This window comes from Pseudomonadota bacterium (assembly GCA_039815145.1).
GTDB lineage: Bacteria > Pseudomonadota > Gammaproteobacteria > Steroidobacterales > JBCBZW01 > JBCBZW01.
This window is the reverse complement of sequence record JBCBZW010000001.1, coordinates 96,468-112,730: the sequence shown is the minus strand read 5'-3', so window position 1 is coordinate 112,730 and position 16,263 is coordinate 96,468. Positions and strand designations below refer to the sequence as shown.

The window sequence follows — 16,263 nt, the reverse complement described above, 5'->3', positions numbered from 1 at the left end:
ACAACACAAACTATCGGCAAACTTTACAGTCGCTGGGGGTAGCGGCTGGTCAGCGCGAGAACTCGGTTTTGAGCCGGGCGTAGCTGGCTGATTCAGCAGTAGTTTTGAGGTGGGTCGGGGAATGGCACGCCACTTGCTACCGCTGATGGGGATACCGCTCGTCGCCCAGCGCAAAATGCCGGGCCCCACGACGAGCCATTCGTACGGACACGATAAGGTAGCTAGACCGATGCATACGAACACCCGCCGGGCGGTTTTCGCCACCGCGCTGCTCGCCTTCGCCGCGAGTGCAGCTAACGCAGACCTGATCGACGGCAACATCGTCAACGACGACCAGGACCTGTTCAGCTTCTACCAGCCGGACCGCATGGACATGCCGTTCTTCTTCGAGGACGACACGCCCTTCGAGTTCGACTTCGACGCCGCCTCCGGCATCGTGAGCCTCACCAACGAGCAGCTGTTCCTCCTGGAGAACGCGGACGGGGACTCCGGCCTGTTGCTGCTCTCGGGCATGAGCCTCAACATCAACGATGGCGACGGCTTCCTGGGCGGCACGCTCACCGGCAGCTTCGATGGCGAGGATTTCACCATCCTCTTCAACAACGAAAACATCGACGGCACGCCGTTCAACACCACCACCCTCGAGAACGGCGTCTTCAGCGCCTTCCTGAGCGGGACCACCCTCGAGCAGGACGGTCGCCAGATGAACTTCGCCTTCACGGGCGTGGTGGGCGACATGATGGACGTGGCTGAGCCCAGCGTCCTGGCACTGCTCGCCTTCGGCGGTCTGGCCTTCGGGTTCTCGCGCCGCAAATGACCTCGCCTGCGGCTGCCGGTCTCACCCCCGGCAGCCGCTTCTATCAAGCCCTCGGGGACACCTGCGAGGGCTTCGAGCGGGCCCACACCCTTCCCGGCGCCTGCTTCCACCATCCGCAGATCCTCGGCCTCGAGCGCACCGCGCTGTTCGAGCTCGCCTGGCACCCCGTCGCACGCGTCGAGGACCTTGCCGCACCTGGGCGCTTTCGTCGCGTTGAACTCCTCGGCCAGCCGTTGCTGCTGACACGGGCGAGCGACGGTCGGCTTCACGCGCACTACAACGTATGCCTCCATCGCGGCTCACGGCTGGTCGATGCACCTGAGGGCGAGCTCGAGCAAATTCGCTGCCCCTACCACGCCTGGTGCTACTCGCTCGATGGTGAGCTCACCCACGTGCCTCGCCAGGCTGAGGTGCCGTTGCGTCGCTTGGCGCCGGTGGGGGTGACCGAGTGGCAGGGCTACGTGCTGGTCAATCTGGACGCCGATGCCCCCGCCCTCCAGACCCAATGGCAGGACCTCCCCGATCTCTCGGCCTACGCGCTGCCGAGCCTGCGCTTGGCGCACCGTGAGGTGTACGAGGTGCGGGCCAATTGGAAGCTCCTGTGCGAGAACTACAGCGAGTGCTACCACTGTCCGGGGTCGCACCCGCAGCTTGCCCGGATCAGCGATTACGTAGGAGGCGGTGACAAGACGGCGCCAGGGGCGACCCACTTCGGTGCATCCTTCAACGGCGGCCCCATGGCCTTGCGCGACAGTGTCGGCACCATGTCGATGACGGGGCGTGCTCGCCTGCCGAGGATCGCGTCGGTGCCCCCATCCGATCAGCACCTCGTGCACTACTACGTCATCTACCCCAATCTCCTGCTGAGTCTGCACCCCGACTACGTGCTGCTCCACGTGCTCACCCCGACAGCACCGGACCGGACCCGCGTGAGCTGCGACTGGTTGGTGTTGCCGGAAGCCTTACGCGATCGTGAGGCGATCGAAGACGCCGTGCAGTTTTGGGATCTGACCAACCGGCAAGACTGGCAACTCTGCGAGCGCAACCAGGACGGTGTGCGTGCTCGCGGCTACGCGCCGGGCCCCTACCACGCGAGCGAGGAGTGCGTGCACGCCTTTGACGCATGGTACGCCGGTTGGCTTCGCACGGCGCTCGCCGGGGCTGCCGGGGAGCGCTGACCCTCAGGCGCGCTCGCCGGCGAGCGAACGTACCAATGGGCGCAGGTGATCGACCACAAGCTGCTCGGCCAGGCTCCAGTCCACCGTGCTCTGCACCGTCGGCATGAGGCGCTCCAGAATCTCCTGCTGCAGGCGGCCCCGTTCGAGGGCGTGCGCGTAGGGCAGGCGGTGGAACATCACCATCGAGTAGCGCGGGATGAACACATCGGGGAAGCGTCGCTCCAGCTCGAAGGCCACCTCCTTACGCCGATGGAAGAGTGGGTCGCGCACGGAATCGCGCATCTCCACGTAATTCTCCACGGCCATCTGGGCGATCGCATCGGCGTTGGGCTTGCGTTCGCTCTCGAAGCGGGCGAAGACCTTGCTCCAATCCACATCGGCACACGCTCCCCCACATCCGTCGATCTCCTGGGCGAGGATCGTGTCCAGGGTGTCGCAGTCCTCGAAGGCAGCGTTCATCCCCTGGCCGTGGAAGGGCACGATGGCATGGGAGGCGTCGCCGAGGAGCACGGTGAAATCGTGGTGACGCCAGGGGGCGCAGTGCACGGTGACCATGCGCCCCTGGGGGTTGTCCTCGAATTGCTCCGCGAGGTCCGGGAGGTGAGGCACGACGTTGGCGAAGTGCTCCTCGAAGTAGGCCTGCACGGCTACGCCGTCGTGCAAGGTGTCGAAGCCGGCCTCGCCTTCGCGCGGGGCGAACAGGGTGGCGGTGAAGCTACCGTCCTTGTTCGGTAAGGCGATCAGCATAAAGCCGCCGCGGGGCCAGATATGCAGGGCCGCGGGATCGAAGCGGTAGCCACCACCAGGCGCCGCAGGAATCGTAAGTTCCTTGTAGTCGTGGGGGAGGAAGTCCTCGGTGGCCTCAGCGCCCGTCTGCTCCACGAACGCACGCCGCAGGCGCGAGCTGGCGCCGTCGGCACAGATGATCGGACCGCCTTGCATGCATTTGGTGTTGCCGCTGCGCAGGTTCTGGATGTGCAGCGTTTGCTGCTCGAAGTCGATGGCTGTCCCTGAGTGTTCGAAGTGCAGGCGCACCCCCGGGTACAGCTCGGCCGCATCGAGGAGCAGGTGGTTGAGGCCAGGGCGGGAAACCGAGTAGATCACCTCATCCTCACGCTGGCCGTAGGGCTGCAGCGCTTGGCCCCCGTCGAGGGCATGGAGCATGCGCCCGCGCATGGTGGTGAGCAGACGGCGCACGGCGGTGGAGAGCCCGGCGCGCTCCAGGGCCGCAAGGCCGCGGTTGGCGAGGGCGAGGTTGATCGAGCGGCCCGCCGAGAGCTCCGTTCGGCGCAGGTCTGGACGCCGTTCGTAGACGTCTACTTCGAAGCCGCGGCGGGCGAGGAGCACGGCCATCAGGGCGCCCCCGAGGCCAGCCCCAAGGATGCTCACCGCGGGTGTGTTGGTCGTCGAAGGCGTCATGGTTCTGGTGTCTCGCTCAATCCTGCAATAACTCGTGGAGCACCTCGACGAAGCGCCACACGTCTTCATAGCGGTTGTAGAGGGGCGCGGCCGCCACGCGGATGACGTCGGGCTCGCGCCAGTCGCACACCACGTGGGCGGCGGCGAGGCGGGCGAACACATCGCGTCGGTGCGCCGTGTCCCCGCGCAGGCGCAGGCTCAGCTGGCAGCCATGGCGCTGCGCTTGCTCGGGCGTGATGATTTCGACCAGCTCGCCCAGACGGTTGCGCAGGAGGGCGTACATCAGCGACCACTGACGCAGGGCCTTCTCGCGAAGTCGCGTCATGCCAGCCGCGTCAAAGACCTCGAGGGACGCGAGCACGGGGGCCAGGGCCAGGACCGGTGGGTTACTCAGCTGCCAGCCGTCAGCGCCGGGCGTGGCGCTGAACTCGGGCCCCATCTTGAAGCGGTTGCTGGCGTCATGGCCCCACCAGCCCGCGAAGCGGGGCAGGGCGGTGTGGGCGTGTCGTTCATGGACGAACGCGCCGGCGACGGCACCTGGCCCTGAGTTCAGGTACTTGTAGCTGCACCAAACGGCGTAGTCAGCCTGCCAGTCGTGCAGCGCCAACGGGATGTTGCCGATGGCGTGGGCGAGATCGAAGCCGACGGTGGCGCCGCAGCGATGGGCCGTCTCGGCGATGCTCGCCATGTCGTACACCTCGCCCGTGTAGTACTGCACGCCGGGCAGCATCACGGTGGCCAGGCTATCGCCGAGGGACTCGAGTTCGGCACAGATGTCTTCCGTGCGCAGGCACTGCTCGCCCTCGCGCGGCGCGAGCTCCACGAGATCCTGCTCGGGGTCCATGCCGCGCACCTGCAGGTGGGAAAGCAAGGCGTAACGATCGGACGGGAAGGCGCCCCGTTCGATGACCATGCGCCGCCGGCGTCCCTGCGGTTGATAGAAGCTCGCGAGCATGAGATGCAGGTTGACGGTGAGCGAGTTCATCGCCACCACTTCGATGGGCTCGGCCCCGACCAGGCGTGCCAGGCCGTCCCGCGCGAACTCGTGATACGGCGCGAAGGGGCGTTCACCCTCGAAGTGGCCTTCCACGCCGCGTTCCGCCCAGCTCGTCAGCAACTCTTCCACGTAGCTGCGGGTGGTGCGCGGTTGTAGCCCCAGGGAGTTGCCGCACAGGTAGAGGACGGGTTCCTCCCCGTTGCGTGGAAAGTGGAATCGATCGCGGAAGCTGGCGAGTTCGTCCTCCTGATCGAGGCGTTGGGCGAAGGCCTGGTCCAACGCGACGTCAGTGAACTCACCCGCCCCGTCATGGCGTGAGGTCTCGCTCATCTGGCCACCTCCAGGGGGTAGACGAACACCCGTGCGGGGCTCGCGTCGCAATCGAAGGGAGCGACTTGCAGATTCAATAGGTAAAGGCCGTCAGCGACGCTGTCGTCGGCGTAGATCATCTCGGTGATCGTGCAGTGTTCGCGGCCAGGGTCCGGTGTGTCGCCGCCCTCCTGCATGCCCCAGAACGCGCGGTGGGCACCGAGGTGGCCCTCGTCGTGGGCCCGATCGAGGGACGGGGTGTCCACCAGGAGATGGCGCACACCGCGGTCGCGTGCGAAGGCTGCCGCATCCAGGGTGAAGAAGGGAGCAGGTGAGGCCCCCTCGTAGGTGCGGTGACGCTTATCCGGATCGTTGGGCCAGGTGCGCACGATCAACCCTGGCAGGTGAGGGACGCCGGCGAGGGCCTTGGCGAGGGCGTCGGCGGTGACCAGTCGATCGTCGCTGCGCAGGGCATGGCGAGCCCTCTCGTCCGACTCCGCGGGAGGGCGCGGGGCGACGCTGATCACGGCTGCCGGGATCAGCGTCTCGACGAGCAGTTCGTCGACGCTCTTGCGCGCCTTGGTCAGATGGCCGACGCCCTCCGTGTGGGTGCCGTTGCAATGAGGGGTGAGTTCCAGCGTGAGAGCGTTGCAGCTGCCACCCTCCCGGGTGTCGCCGGTGAAGCCGTCGCCGGTCAGGGCTCGAGCCCGGGCGCGCGGTGCGGCGAAGTGATTAGGTTGCAGCGCTGGCGCCGGTTCATCGCCGGCGTGGTCGAACTGCAGGGGGATGTGCAGGCGGGCAGGTTGGTCGAGGCGTGCCAGGTAGCGGTTGCCCTCCAGACAGATCTCGCAGATCACCACGCCGTGCATCGCGCCTACGCCTCGCCCTGGGACGCTGCCGGGGCGGGTGCCTCCACGCCGCCGAAGCGCGCTGCATCCAGTCCCAGCCACTCGAGGGCCGTGCGGTGGTATAGCTGGGCGCGCGTGTCGGCGTCGAGGGACATGCGCTCGACGATCGCCCCGGGCGGGTGTTCGCCCAGGGGGAAAGGATAGTCGCTGCCAACAGCGATGCACTGCGCCCCCATCAAGCGGATCATGTAGTCCAGCATGTTCGGGTCGATCACCAGGGAGTCGACGAAGAAGCGCCCAAGGTACTCGCGTGGGTTGATCTGGTTGTTCACGGCCACCAGGTCCGGCCGCACGTTGAAGCCGTGTTCGATGCGGCCGATCGTCGCCGGGAAGGCGCCGCCACCATGAGCGAACAAGACCTTTAGCTTAGGCAGGCGTTCGAAGACGCCGCCGAAGATCATCGAGCAAATCGACAGGGACGTCTCCGCCGGCATGCCCACCAGCCACGGCAGCCAGTAGCGCCCCATCCGTTCGCGGCCGAGCATCTCCCAGGGATGCACGAAGATGGCGGCGTCGAGCTCCTGGGCAGCTTCGAAGATGGGGAACAAGCGCTCGTCGTCGAGGTTCCACCCCATCACGTGGGAGCCGATCTCGATGCCGGCGAGGCCGAGCTCCTTGACGCAACGCTCGAGCTCGCGCACGGCGAGGGCCTCGGCCTGCATGGGCACCGTGCCGAGGCCGATGAAGCGGTCGGGTCGCTGGGCGACGACGCTCGCGATGTGATCGTTGAGGAAGCGCGAGAGATCCAGCGTGTCCTCGGCGCGCGCCCAGTAGCTGAACATCACGGGTACGGTGGAGAGCACCTGGACGTGTACGCCGTCGCGATTGCAGTCGTGGAGCCGAGTATGCGGATCCCAGCAGTTGGACTCGATCTCCCGGAACAGCTTGTCGTCGACCATCATGCGCGCGCAGCCAGGCCCGTGGTGTTCCAGGCGTACGAAGCCGCCGTAGCCGTAGCGCTTGGCGAGGTCCGGCCACTTGCTCGGCAGGATATGCGTGTGGCAGTCGATCTTCAGCATGGGGTCGGGGGCGGTGTCGACTGCGTCGAAGGGCTCATGAAGGGTCTTGCACTGTGCCGCAGCGTTGGCAGGTGCGCAGGCTCTCATCGGCGGCGAACTTGGCGAACAGCGGTGCGAGCTGCGTCTCGATGTTCTCGAGGGCGAAGTACTCGCTGTGCAACTGCGCGCCACAGTTCTCGCAGTACCAGAGAAACCCATCCTGCTCGTCGGCAAGGCGCGGCCGCTCGACCACCAACCCCACCGTATCGGCGAAGCGCTGGGGGCTGTGCGGCACGTGTGCGGGCAGCAGGAACATCTCCCCTTCGCGGATCGCAATGTCGACGACTTCGCCGTGCTGGATGGTCTTTAGCAGCATGTCGCCCTCCACTTGATAGAAGAGCTCCTCGCCGGGATCGTCGTGGTAGTCCTTGCGGCTGTTCGGGCCGCCGACGACCATCACGATGAACTCGCCCATCGGAAAGATGCGCTTGTTGCATACCGGGGGTTTGAGCGCGTCGCGGTGTTCCTCGATCCATTGGAGGAAGTTGATCGGCGCGGGCAAGCGTGCGCGGCCCTCAGACGGGTTAGCCATCGTCCCCCCTATGCGTGCTCGTCGACGGGTAGGCCGCCAGGGCAGGCGACCTCGGTGAAGTCTACCGGATGCGGGGCCAGTCGCGCTGCCGTCAGGCAGCCGCCCCACACGCAACCCGTGTCCAGGCCCAGTACGTTGTGGTCCTGGTAGCGACCGAGCGTCGACCAGTGGCCGAAGACGATCGGCGTATCCGCCGAACGCCGGCCCGGCACGGCAAACCAGGGCAACTGGCCGGCAGGTTGGCTGCCCGGCGCGCCTTTTGCCTTGAACTGCAATTCACCCTCGGCCGTGCAGTAGCGCATGCGGGTGAGGCAGTTCACTGTGAAGCGCAGGCGCTCGTCGCCGGTGAGATCCGGTTGCCAGCGATCGGGGTCGTTGCCGTACATGCGTGAAAACCAGGCGTCGGCATCGGCGCTGGCCAAAACGCGCTGCACCAGCGCTGCGTTGGTGAGCGCATCATCGCGGGTCCACTGGGGCGGCAGGCCCGCGTGCACCATCAGCCAACCGACCTCGGGGTCGTAGTGGGCGAGCGGCTGCTGCGCCAGCCAGGTGAGCAGTTCGGCGCCGTCTGCCGCTTCGAGGATGGGGTCCAGCGTGTCGCCCTTGTGGGGACGAGAGGGGCGTACGCCGGCGGCGACGGCGAGCAGGTGCAGGTCATGGTTGCCGAGCACGGTGATGGCAGCAGCGCCGAGGGATCGCACGAGGCGCAGGGTCTTCAGTGACTCGGGGCCGCGGTTGACCAGATCGCCGCAGAACCAAAGCTGATCGTCAGCGGGATCGAAGCGCAGCTGGTCGAGGAGGCGCGCGAGGGCGTCCGCGCAGCCCTGCACATCACCGATCGCGTAGATCGCCACTAGTTGAGGGCGCGGGGGATGGCGAGGGTGAAGGGGCTGACGGGGGCGCGAAAGCGCTCGCCGTCGTCACCGATCCACTCGTAGTGACCCTGCATGGCGCCGACCGGCGTCTCCAGGATCGCGCCGCTCGAGTAGCTGAAGTCCTCGCCGGGGCGCAGGTAGGGTTGCTTGCCCACGACGCCCTCGCCGATCACCTCCTGCACCTTGCCGTTGGCGTCGGTGATCAGCCAGTGGCGGGTGAGCAACCGCGCCGCCTGCTCGCCGTCATTGCGCATGGTGATGGTGTAGGCGAATACGTAGCGCCCGCTGCCCGGGTCCGACTGTTCGTCGAGGAACTGGGTCTGCACCTCCACCGCGATGGGGTGAGCGTCGTCCGCCGCACTTGGCGTGTCTTCGATCATGGGTGTCCTGTCCGGTCAGTGCGATGAAGCGTCAGCCTCTCCCATCGCTGCACATTAGCCTGAGGTGATCCGAACGGCCAAGACGTCGCACGGCGCCGCGTGCAACACCGTGTCTTCGGTCAGGTTCAGGATCATGGCGAGGCCGTGGCGCTCGCGGCTGCCGAGCACGATCAGATCGGCGGATTGCTCGCTGGCGAGCGCGACGATCTCCTCGCGCAGGGCACCGATTCTGATTACTTGATGCACGTCGCCCAGGTGGACGCGCTCGCTGAGGGCGTCGAAGCGCTTGCGTGCGCTCGCTTCCAATTCGTCCGTGAGCGGTGGCGCCGGTGCGCCCGCTGCCTTGGTCCCACCGCTGCTGCCCGTTGCTACCTCGATCACGTGCAGGAGCGTGAGCGCTGCGCCCTGGGCGCGGGCGAGGGTCATGGCTCGTGCCACCACCTGATGGCTGTCGTCGGAGAGGTCGACGGCGGCCAGGATCGTGCGGTATGGGTCACTCATCTGCGAATTCCTGCTTCGCCCTGGGGCGCCGGGAAGTGGGCTCAGTATAGGGCACGGCTCGGACCCCTTCGTCAGGGGTTGGCGGCGACTCGCGTGAGGGCGCCGTAGTCGGCCGGCGTCAGGGTTTCTGGCCGCGCCCCTGGGTCGATTCCTGCCGCCTCGATCGCGTCGGCACCCATCAGGCGCTTCAGGGAGTTACGCAGGGTCTTGCGGCGCATGGAGAAGGCCTGGCGCACAAGCTGGGCGAACAGCTCCGGGTGCTCGATCGCCACCGGCGCCTGGTTCGGAATACGAAGGCGCACCACACTCGAATCGACCTTCGGTGGCGGCTTGAACGCGCCGGGCCCCACATGGAACAGCGCCTCCACCTCGCAGACGGCACCGAGCATCACCGTGAGGCGCCCGTAGGTCTTGCTGCCAGGGGGCGCTGCCATGCGCATGACCACTTCCTTCTGCAGCATGAAGTGCATATCGATCACGTGCTCACGGTGGGCCAGCAGATGGAACAGCAAGGGGGTGGAGATATTGTACGGCAGGTTGCCGCACAGGCGAATCGGACCACCGAGCGAATCGGCTAGGTGGGCGTAGTCGAGGGTGAGTGCGTCGGCCTCGATCACCGACAAGCGCCCCGCGGCACCCGGCAGCTCGCCTAAGGCTGGGGCCAGGTCGCGATCCAGCTCGATCGCCGTCAGCGAGACATCGCGCGACAGCAGGGGCGCGGTGAGGGCGCCTTGCCCGGGGCCGATCTCGACCAGGCGATCATCGGGCGCGGGGGAGATGGCATCGACGATCCGCCGCAGTACGTTGGGGTCGTGTAGGAAGTGCTGGCCGAAGCGTTTGCGCGGGACGTGCTCGCTCACCGCACGACCAGTTCGGCCGCGAGCAGTAGCGCTGTGAGCAGGCTGGCATGTTCGGCGGCCCCGGTGCCGGCGATGTCGAGGGCGGTGCCGTGGTCCACGGAAGTGCGGACGAAGGGCAAGCCCAGGGTCACGTTGACTGCCTCACCGAAGCCCACCGCCTTCAGCGGGCCCAGGCCCTGGTCGTGGTACATCGCCAACACCGCATCTGCGTGGGCGAGGGCGCGCGGGGTAAACGCGGTGTCGGCCGGGAGCGGGCCGACCAGGCCTTCCATGCCGTCCTCGCGCAAGCGGGCCAAGGCGGGTGCGATCACCTCGATCTCCTCGTGTCCGAGGTGCCCGTCCTCGCCCGCGTGGGGGTTCAGGCCGCACACCAGGATGCGTGGACGGTGCAGACCGAAGCGTTGCATCAAGCCGTCGCGGAGCACGTTCACCGTGCTGGTCAGGCTTTGCGGCGTGAGTGCCTCGCTCACCTTGCTGAGCGGAAGGTGGGTGGTGGCGAGCGCCACGCGCAGGCGACCCGCCGCCAGCAGCATTACCGTGCGCGCGACACCCGCACGCTCGGCGAGGAACTCCGTGTGGCCGGTAAAGGGCACACCGCCGTCATTGATCACTCCCTTGTGCACCGGTGCCGTCACGAGGGCGTGGCGCTTGGGTGCCTCCCGGCACAGGTCAGCGGCGGCAGCCAGCATCGTCAGCACGCTCGCGGCGTTGGCGGGGTTGAGCACGCCGGGCTCGACGGCTTCGCGCACGGGGAAGTGCCAGACCGGCAGGTGGCCAGGACGATGGGCGCCCTCGACCTGCTGCGGGGCGTGCACCCGCTCGAGGGTCAGGGCGAGTCCGAGCTGGCGGGCTCTCGCCTCCAGCACCTCAACATCGCCAAGGGCGATCAGTGCGGGCAGGCGTACGCTCGGGTCCGCCGCCAGGGCGAGGGCGATATCCGGCCCGATGCCGGCCGGTTCGCCGGTACTCAGCAGCAGTGCCAAGGCTCGTGGGCTCCTAGGACTCTAGGCGCGTTTCGACGTAAGCCTCGTCGCGCAGCTGGCGAATCCAGCGCTCGGTCTCCACCACCTGCTTGTCTCGGCGCAGGGCGCGGATGGCCTCCTGGCGTGCCACCTCCTCGCTGCGATCGTACTCACGGAAGCCGAGCACGCGGATGATGTGCCAGCCGAATTGTGTGCGCACCGGTTCGCTCACCTCTCCGGGCTGCAGGTCGTACACCACCTTCTCGAAGTCGGGCACGAAGGAGCCCGGCGAGGTCCAGCCGAGGTCACCGCCCGCGTTGCCGCTGCCGGGATCCTCCGAGTACTGCTTGGCCATCAACTCGAAGTCCTCGCCACCGATGACGCGATCGCGCAGCTCCTGGATTCGACGGTAGGCCTGGTTGTTGGTGACCACTTCGTTGGGCTTGATGAGGATGTGCTGCGCGTGGGCCTGTTGCACCATCATCTTCGACGCGCCGCGCGTTTCCTCGAGGCGGATCAGGTGGAATCCGCTACCGCTCGGAATCGGCTGCGATAACTCCCCTGGCGTCAGGCGAGTGACCACGTTCACGAACAGCGTCGGCATCTGGGAGACGTTCATCCACCCGAGGTCGCCCCCTTCCAGTGCGGTCTGCCCAGAGGAGTAGCTCACGGCAAGCTGACCGAAGTCTTCACCTTCGGCGATACGATCGCGCAGCTCGCCGGTGCGCTCGCGGGCCTCGGCGATCTCCTCGTTGGAGGCCGCATCGGGCGTCGACACCAGGATGTGGCTGATCTTGTACTCGATGCTCGTATCGCGGCCGGCCTGCTCGGCCAGGCGACGATCGATCTCGCTCTGGGTGATGTTGATGCGCGACATCACATCGCGTGCACGCAGCTGCTCGATGATCATCTCCTGGCGCAGCTGGCGGCGGTAGACGCCGTAGTCGATGTTCTGGGCAGCCAGCGCGCGCGGGAGGTCAGCGAAGCTGATGCCGTTGCGCTCGGCAACGGCCGTAAGAGCGCGGTTCAGCTGGTTGTCATCGATCAGCATGCCGTAGCGCTCGGCGCGCTGCAGCTGAATCTGGCGCACCACCAGGCGCTCGAGCACCTGGGTCTCGAAGATGTCTCGCGGGGGCAGCATGGTGCCCTGGTCGCGCAGGCGTTGACCGATCGTGTCGATCTCCTCATCCAACTCGCTCTGCAGGACGACACCCTCGTTGACGATCGCAACGATACGATCGAGCAGCAGGCCTTCGCTCGGCAGCTCCTGAGCGTGCAGCAGGCTGCTGGCGAACAAGGCGAATAGGGCGATGGCGCCGCGGCGGCGGATACCGGTGCGGGTGTGAAGCATGCTGGCTCCGTGACGTTGGGCAGGCTAAAGGTCTGAATATCCTAGGATACCACGGTCCAGCAGGCGGCTCGTGGCGGAGCCGACGCTGGTCAGGCCCTTCAGCGTGAATTGAACGTAAAACTGGTTGTCTCGATCGCCGAGGCGCGTGGACACGAAGTTTCGCTGCACCAGGCGTAGGGCCCAGCAGCAGCTCTCGTAGCCGATCCCGACGAAGCGCTCGAGGGTCTCCCGCTCATCGAGGGAGTAGTTCCAGCGGCCGACGAATTCCCACCGGTTCCCCAAGGGGAAGGCGAAGGAGAAGTCGGTCTGCTCGAGGTCGTCATCGCGAAATCGGTAGCCTACGTTGACCACGCTCCGTTTGCCGGGCCGGAACTGCACGCGCACGGCGGCCTTGTCCCAGCTGCGACTGCCAGCGTCGAACTGCAGCCCGACGTCGGCGTTCCAGCGATCTGCAAGGCGCAAGCCCACCTCTGCGAGCAGGTCCGAGAGGTCGTCCACCTCCGGTCGGCCCGCGGGGATGGTCACGTCCTCATCGGCGAAGGAGATGATGCTGCCCACGGTGGCCGTGAGAAACTCGTTGCCATTCTCCTGGTCGATGAGGCGCCCGGTCACGCCGACGCTCACCTGATTGGCGTCGCCGATGCGATCGGTCCCTGCGAAGCGATTGGACCGAAACAGCTGCACGAGGTTCAGATCGGGCGCACCGGTGTCGAAGACCGGCAGATCGTCCTGGTCGCGGAAGGGGATGTAGGTGTAGCGGATGCGCGGTTCGAGCAGTTGAATCGGGCCGTCCTTGCGCGGCTGGCGCTCGAAGGTGGCTCGCGCATCGAGGCTGACGATGGGCAGCGTGCGCGAGGGGCTGCTGTCAATGCCCAAATCTTCGATATCGGCCAGAGCGTAGCGCGTATGCGACACCGTGACCGCCGGCAGGATGGTGACCCCGCGGCGCACCAGCGGCAGGGAGAACGTGCTTGCCGTGTCGAGGCGAACCCCCGTGACGCCGTCCGCGCGGTCGAAGTTGACGAGCTCGCCGTCGAGGGCGAAGTCGATCCCGTTCCACAGGTTCGGCCAGCGCCCGCCGCCCACCAGCTGAGGCACCCGCTCGTAGGGGCGCGCCGAGCGCGGGATGCTGGCGTCGAGAGTTTGGAAGTCCTGTACGCGCGCGAGCAGGTTCCACTTCTCCTCACGCAGGGTGAGGTCCACCCGGCGCTCGAGGTGGGTGATGCTGGCGCCGCTCAGCGAGCCGCCGAAATCCTCCAGGTAGTTGCCGTCCGAGGCGCGCGCCAGGTCGGCCGTGAGCGTGAGCACGTCGCTGATGCGGGTCTCATGGTAGAGGGTGCCGAAGCTGCGGTTGCGACCGGTCTGTTCGTCGTCGCTCAAGAACTCGAAGCGCGCCTCGCCCTCGCTCTTCGGCAGCAGGTAGCGCAAGTCCGTGCGCAGCTGGGTGCCGCGATCGGTGAGCAGGCGCGGGGTGAAGGTGGCGTCGATATTCGGCCGGATGTTCCAGTACCAGGGGGCGGAGATGTCCGTGCCGGCGCGTCGTGAGGTGCCGAAGTTGGGCGTCAGCAACCCGCTCTTGCGCTTGTCGCTCAAGGGGAAGGTCAGCCAGGGTGCGTAGAGAATGGGCACACCCTGAAAGGTGATGCGCACGTTGCGCGCCGTGCCCACGTCCTTTTCGCGGTCCAGGCGGATGTGGGGGGCACGCAGGCGCCAACCGGAGGTTTGCTCGGGGCAGCCCGTGTAGGTCACGTTCTCGAGCACGGCCACATCGTCGTTGATGCGGCGAATGAGCTCGGCCCCACCACGGCCGGGTTGATCGAGCAGTTTGAAGCTCGCCTCGGCGAAGGACGAGCCCGCGGTGCTCTCGGGCGCGTAGTCAGCGGTGGTGCCGTCGATGCGCAGTTGCGGGTCGAGCAAGCGCACGTTGCCGCTGGCCCGCATGCGCCGGGTCTCGGGGTCGTAGCGCACCTCGTCGGCCCGCAGTTGACGGCCTTGGTAGGTAACGGTGACGTCGCCGGTCAGCACCGATTCGCCGCGACTGCTGACCTGGGCAGTGTCGGCCTCGACCAGCACGCGTGTGAAGCTCTCCTCGGACGCCGGTGGCGGGAGGTCTTCGGCACCCGGTGGCTCGAAACACTGCAAGGGTTCGGCCCGCGCTACGGGCGGCAGGGTGGCGCCGAGCAAGACGAACATCGCGCCCGCCACCGCGAGACACCCGGTCCGCTCACCCGCCGAGCGCCTCACCGTGCGTACAATGGCGCCGTGGCGCGTGCGAGCGTTGGTTCCTGGTGGTGGCAGTGCAAGACTCCTCGAGACAGCATCAGCTGCGTGACTGGCTGGTCCCCCATCTCGGCGAGATACCCGAGGACTGCCTGGTGCCCGCCTCAACGGACGCGAGCTTCCGGCGCTATTATCGCCTGACTCTGCGCGGCGATGGAGCCTTGCCATCCGCGATCGGGCATGGCACGGCACCATGGCCCGCGCAGGACGTACCGGCGAGCGTCATTCTGATGGATGCGCCGCCGCCGCAGGAAGACCTGCGCCGCTTCGTCGGCCTCGCCCAGCGCCTGCACGCCCTCGGCCTTCACGTACCGGCGATACACGCGAGCGACTTCGAGGCGGGGTTCGCCCTGGTGGGGGATTTGGGCCACACCACGTACCTCGCGTCGCTGGAGCACGATCCGACCCGCGCCGAAGCGTTGTACGACGCGGCGATCGACGCGCTGGTGGACCTGCAGTGCGCACCGCCCGAGTTCACCGCGGCGCTGCCGGCCTACGATGAGGCCCTGCTTCGGCGCGAGCTGTCGATGCTGGAGGATTGGTACCTGCAGCATCACCTGGGCCTGGCGCCAGGCAGCCACGCGCAGGTGCTCGCGCCCGCGGGCGATGCGCTCGTCGCGTACGCCCTGGCCCAGGCGCCCGTCGCGGTCCACCGCGACTACCATTGCCGCAACCTCATGTGCAGCGACCCGCTGCCCGGCGTGCTCGACTTCCAGGACATGGTCCGTGGCGCGCCCGCTTACGATCTCGCCAGCCTCCTGCGGGACTGCTATCTGGAACTGCCGGCGGCGTTCCAGCGACGTTGCCTGACGCGCTACCAGCGCGGGCTCGCCGACCGCGGCGGGGCGAACGGGCCGGTCCCTTCCCTGGATACCCTGAGTGAACAAGTCGATTGGGCGGCGATTCAGCGCCACCTGAAGGTACTCGGGATCTTCACCCGCTTGTGGTACCGAGACGGGCGAGCGGAGTACTTGCAGTACCTGCCACGCGTGAGGGCCTACCTGATCGAGGCGTGCGCTCGCCACGAGCCACTTCAGGCGCTCGGCGAGTTGATCGCGCACTGGGGGCCTGGCGATGAGGCGGCTGTCGCCCGCGTGCGAGAGGAGGCGACGAGCTCATGAGGGCGATGGTGTTAGCGGCCGGGCGCGGAATGCGGATGCGGCCCCTCACCGATCGTACCCCCAAGCCCTTGCTGTCGGTCGGTGGCGAGCCCCTCATCGTTCATCATCTTCGCAGCCTGCACGCCATCGGCGTGCGTGATGTGCTGATCAACGTGTCCTGGTTAGGCGAGCAGATCCGTGAAGCGCTGGGTGATGGTAAGCGATTCGGCATGCGCCTCGTGTACTCGCCGGAGCCCGAAGGCGCCCTGGAGACGGGCGGGGGTATCTACCGAGCACTCTGTTGGCTGGGGCAGGGGCCCTTTCTCGTGGTCAATGGCGATGTCTGGGTGGACGGGTTGGCGTCCTGGTGGCAAGCGCTCTCTACGCGCGAGGGTGACGAGGGTGGCTTGATGTTGGTGCCGACCCCAGGTTGGAAGGCGCGTCACGATTTCACCTTGGTGGACGGATCACGCGTGCGCCGAGGGGGGGCGACGGTCACCTACGCGGGCGTCGCCTGTCTGCGCGCCGAGCTATTCGAGCGCATGGACGCCTGCGGGTTCGCTCACCAGGCGCGGTTCCCCTTGGCGCCCCTATTGTTCGAAGCGGCGCGGGACGATCGCCTGAGCGGCGCGATGCACCGCAAGGCGTGGAGTGATGTGGGCACCCCCGAGCGCCTGGCCGAGGTCGATGCCCAGCTATCGAGCGCCTAGCGTTGAGCGGCGTGCTCGCGCTCGCC

At 67.1% G+C, this 16,263-nt stretch carries 16 protein-coding genes; 4 read left to right on the top strand and 12 right to left on the bottom strand.

Annotated elements, in window-relative coordinates; translation table 11 throughout:
• Positions 1-229 precede the first annotated feature (229 nt).
• Positions 230-817, top strand: a complete 588-nt coding sequence (locus AAF184_00490; protein MEO0420783.1) for a PEP-CTERM sorting domain-containing protein — start codon at positions 230-232, stop codon at positions 815-817.
• Positions 814-1,995: an aromatic ring-hydroxylating dioxygenase subunit alpha gene (locus AAF184_00485; GenBank protein MEO0420782.1), complete on the top strand. Its 1,182-nt coding sequence runs from the start codon at positions 814-816 to the stop codon at positions 1,993-1,995. The genes AAF184_00490 and AAF184_00485 overlap by 4 nt, the downstream gene beginning before the upstream one ends.
• Before the next feature lie 3 nt (positions 1,996-1,998).
• On the opposite strand, the gene AAF184_00480 is transcribed toward AAF184_00485, so the two are convergent.
• The 12 genes from AAF184_00480 to AAF184_00425 form a co-directional block, all read right to left on the bottom strand.
• On the bottom strand, positions 1,999-3,414 hold the full coding sequence (locus AAF184_00480) for an NAD(P)/FAD-dependent oxidoreductase (GenBank protein MEO0420781.1): 1,416 nt from the start codon (positions 3,412-3,414) through the stop codon (positions 1,999-2,001).
• A gap of 16 nt (positions 3,415-3,430) precedes the next feature.
• Positions 3,431-4,741 (bottom strand): kynureninase, encoded by a 1,311-nt coding sequence (kynU, locus tag AAF184_00475; GenBank protein ID MEO0420780.1) that lies wholly within the window; start codon positions 4,739-4,741, stop codon positions 3,431-3,433.
• The gene (locus AAF184_00470) at positions 4,738-5,589 is read right to left on the bottom strand and encodes a cyclase family protein (GenBank protein MEO0420779.1); all 852 of its coding nucleotides are present in this window, start codon (positions 5,587-5,589) and stop codon (positions 4,738-4,740) included. Before AAF184_00470 ends, kynU begins: the two co-directional genes overlap by 4 nt.
• Before the next feature lie 5 nt (positions 5,590-5,594).
• A complete protein-coding gene (locus AAF184_00465; GenBank protein MEO0420778.1) occupies positions 5,595-6,644 on the bottom strand; it encodes an amidohydrolase family protein in 1,050 nt (349 codons plus the stop codon).
• A 37-nt stretch (positions 6,645-6,681) separates the two neighbouring features.
• Positions 6,682-7,218, bottom strand: a complete 537-nt coding sequence (locus AAF184_00460; GenBank protein ID MEO0420777.1) for a 3-hydroxyanthranilate 3,4-dioxygenase — start codon at positions 7,216-7,218, stop codon at positions 6,682-6,684.
• Positions 7,219-7,226: 8 nt separating this feature from the next.
• A complete protein-coding gene (locus AAF184_00455) occupies positions 7,227-8,072 on the bottom strand; it encodes a symmetrical bis(5'-nucleosyl)-tetraphosphatase (GenBank protein MEO0420776.1) in 846 nt (281 codons plus the stop codon).
• Positions 8,072-8,473, bottom strand: a complete 402-nt coding sequence (gene apaG / locus AAF184_00450) for a Co2+/Mg2+ efflux protein ApaG (GenBank protein ID MEO0420775.1) — start codon at positions 8,471-8,473, stop codon at positions 8,072-8,074. Before apaG ends, AAF184_00455 begins: the two co-directional genes overlap by 1 nt.
• A gap of 54 nt (positions 8,474-8,527) precedes the next feature.
• Positions 8,528-8,974 carry a universal stress protein gene (locus tag AAF184_00445; GenBank protein MEO0420774.1) on the bottom strand — a complete coding sequence of 149 codons (447 nt, stop codon included), beginning with the start codon at positions 8,972-8,974 and terminating at the stop codon, positions 8,528-8,530.
• Between the two features lie 71 nt (positions 8,975-9,045).
• Positions 9,046-9,834: a 16S rRNA (adenine(1518)-N(6)/adenine(1519)-N(6))-dimethyltransferase RsmA gene (rsmA, locus tag AAF184_00440; GenBank protein MEO0420773.1), complete on the bottom strand. Its 789-nt coding sequence runs from the start codon at positions 9,832-9,834 to the stop codon at positions 9,046-9,048.
• On the bottom strand, positions 9,831-10,811 hold the full coding sequence (pdxA, locus tag AAF184_00435; protein ID MEO0420772.1) for a 4-hydroxythreonine-4-phosphate dehydrogenase PdxA: 981 nt from the start codon (positions 10,809-10,811) through the stop codon (positions 9,831-9,833). Before pdxA ends, rsmA begins: the two co-directional genes overlap by 4 nt.
• 19 nt (positions 10,812-10,830) lie before the next feature.
• The gene (locus AAF184_00430) at positions 10,831-12,147 is read right to left on the bottom strand and encodes a peptidylprolyl isomerase (protein MEO0420771.1); all 1,317 of its coding nucleotides are present in this window, start codon (positions 12,145-12,147) and stop codon (positions 10,831-10,833) included.
• Positions 12,148-12,171: 24 nt separating this feature from the next.
• The gene (locus tag AAF184_00425) at positions 12,172-14,340 is read right to left on the bottom strand and encodes an LPS-assembly protein LptD (GenBank protein ID MEO0420770.1); all 2,169 of its coding nucleotides are present in this window, start codon (positions 14,338-14,340) and stop codon (positions 12,172-12,174) included.
• Between the two features lie 98 nt (positions 14,341-14,438).
• On the opposite strand from AAF184_00425, the gene AAF184_00420 reads away from it, so the two are divergent.
• Positions 14,439-15,548: a phosphotransferase gene (locus AAF184_00420; GenBank protein MEO0420769.1), complete on the top strand. Its 1,110-nt coding sequence runs from the start codon at positions 14,439-14,441 to the stop codon at positions 15,546-15,548.
• Positions 15,545-16,237: an N-acetylmuramate alpha-1-phosphate uridylyltransferase MurU gene (gene murU, locus AAF184_00415; GenBank protein ID MEO0420768.1), complete on the top strand. Its 693-nt coding sequence runs from the start codon at positions 15,545-15,547 to the stop codon at positions 16,235-16,237. The genes AAF184_00420 and murU overlap by 4 nt, the downstream gene beginning before the upstream one ends.
• Positions 16,238-16,263 lie beyond the last annotated feature (26 nt).

What these genes read in the sequence shown, in the direction of transcription:
- AAF184_00490 (MEO0420783.1), top strand. Translation starts at nt 230, where the DNA reads ATGCATACGAACACCCGCCGGGCGGTTTTCGCCACCGCGCTGCTCGCC.
- AAF184_00430 (MEO0420771.1), bottom strand. Translation starts at nt 12,147, where the DNA reads ATGCTTCACACCCGCACCGGTATCCGCCGCCGCGGCGCCATCGCCCTA.
- kynU (MEO0420780.1), bottom strand. Translation starts at nt 4,741, where the DNA reads ATGAGCGAGACCTCACGCCATGACGGGGCGGGTGAGTTCACTGACGTC.
- AAF184_00485 (MEO0420782.1), top strand. Translation starts at nt 814, where the DNA reads ATGACCTCGCCTGCGGCTGCCGGTCTCACCCCCGGCAGCCGCTTCTAT.
- AAF184_00445 (MEO0420774.1), bottom strand. Translation starts at nt 8,974, where the DNA reads ATGAGTGACCCATACCGCACGATCCTGGCCGCCGTCGACCTCTCCGAC.
- AAF184_00425 (MEO0420770.1), bottom strand. Translation starts at nt 14,340, where the DNA reads ATGTTCGTCTTGCTCGGCGCCACCCTGCCGCCCGTAGCGCGGGCCGAA.
- AAF184_00480 (MEO0420781.1), bottom strand. Translation starts at nt 3,414, where the DNA reads ATGACGCCTTCGACGACCAACACACCCGCGGTGAGCATCCTTGGGGCT.
- murU (MEO0420768.1), top strand. Translation starts at nt 15,545, where the DNA reads ATGAGGGCGATGGTGTTAGCGGCCGGGCGCGGAATGCGGATGCGGCCC.
- AAF184_00460 (MEO0420777.1), bottom strand. Translation starts at nt 7,218, where the DNA reads ATGGCTAACCCGTCTGAGGGCCGCGCACGCTTGCCCGCGCCGATCAAC.
- AAF184_00470 (MEO0420779.1), bottom strand. Translation starts at nt 5,589, where the DNA reads ATGCACGGCGTGGTGATCTGCGAGATCTGTCTGGAGGGCAACCGCTAC.
- apaG (MEO0420775.1), bottom strand. Translation starts at nt 8,473, where the DNA reads ATGATCGAAGACACGCCAAGTGCGGCGGACGACGCTCACCCCATCGCG.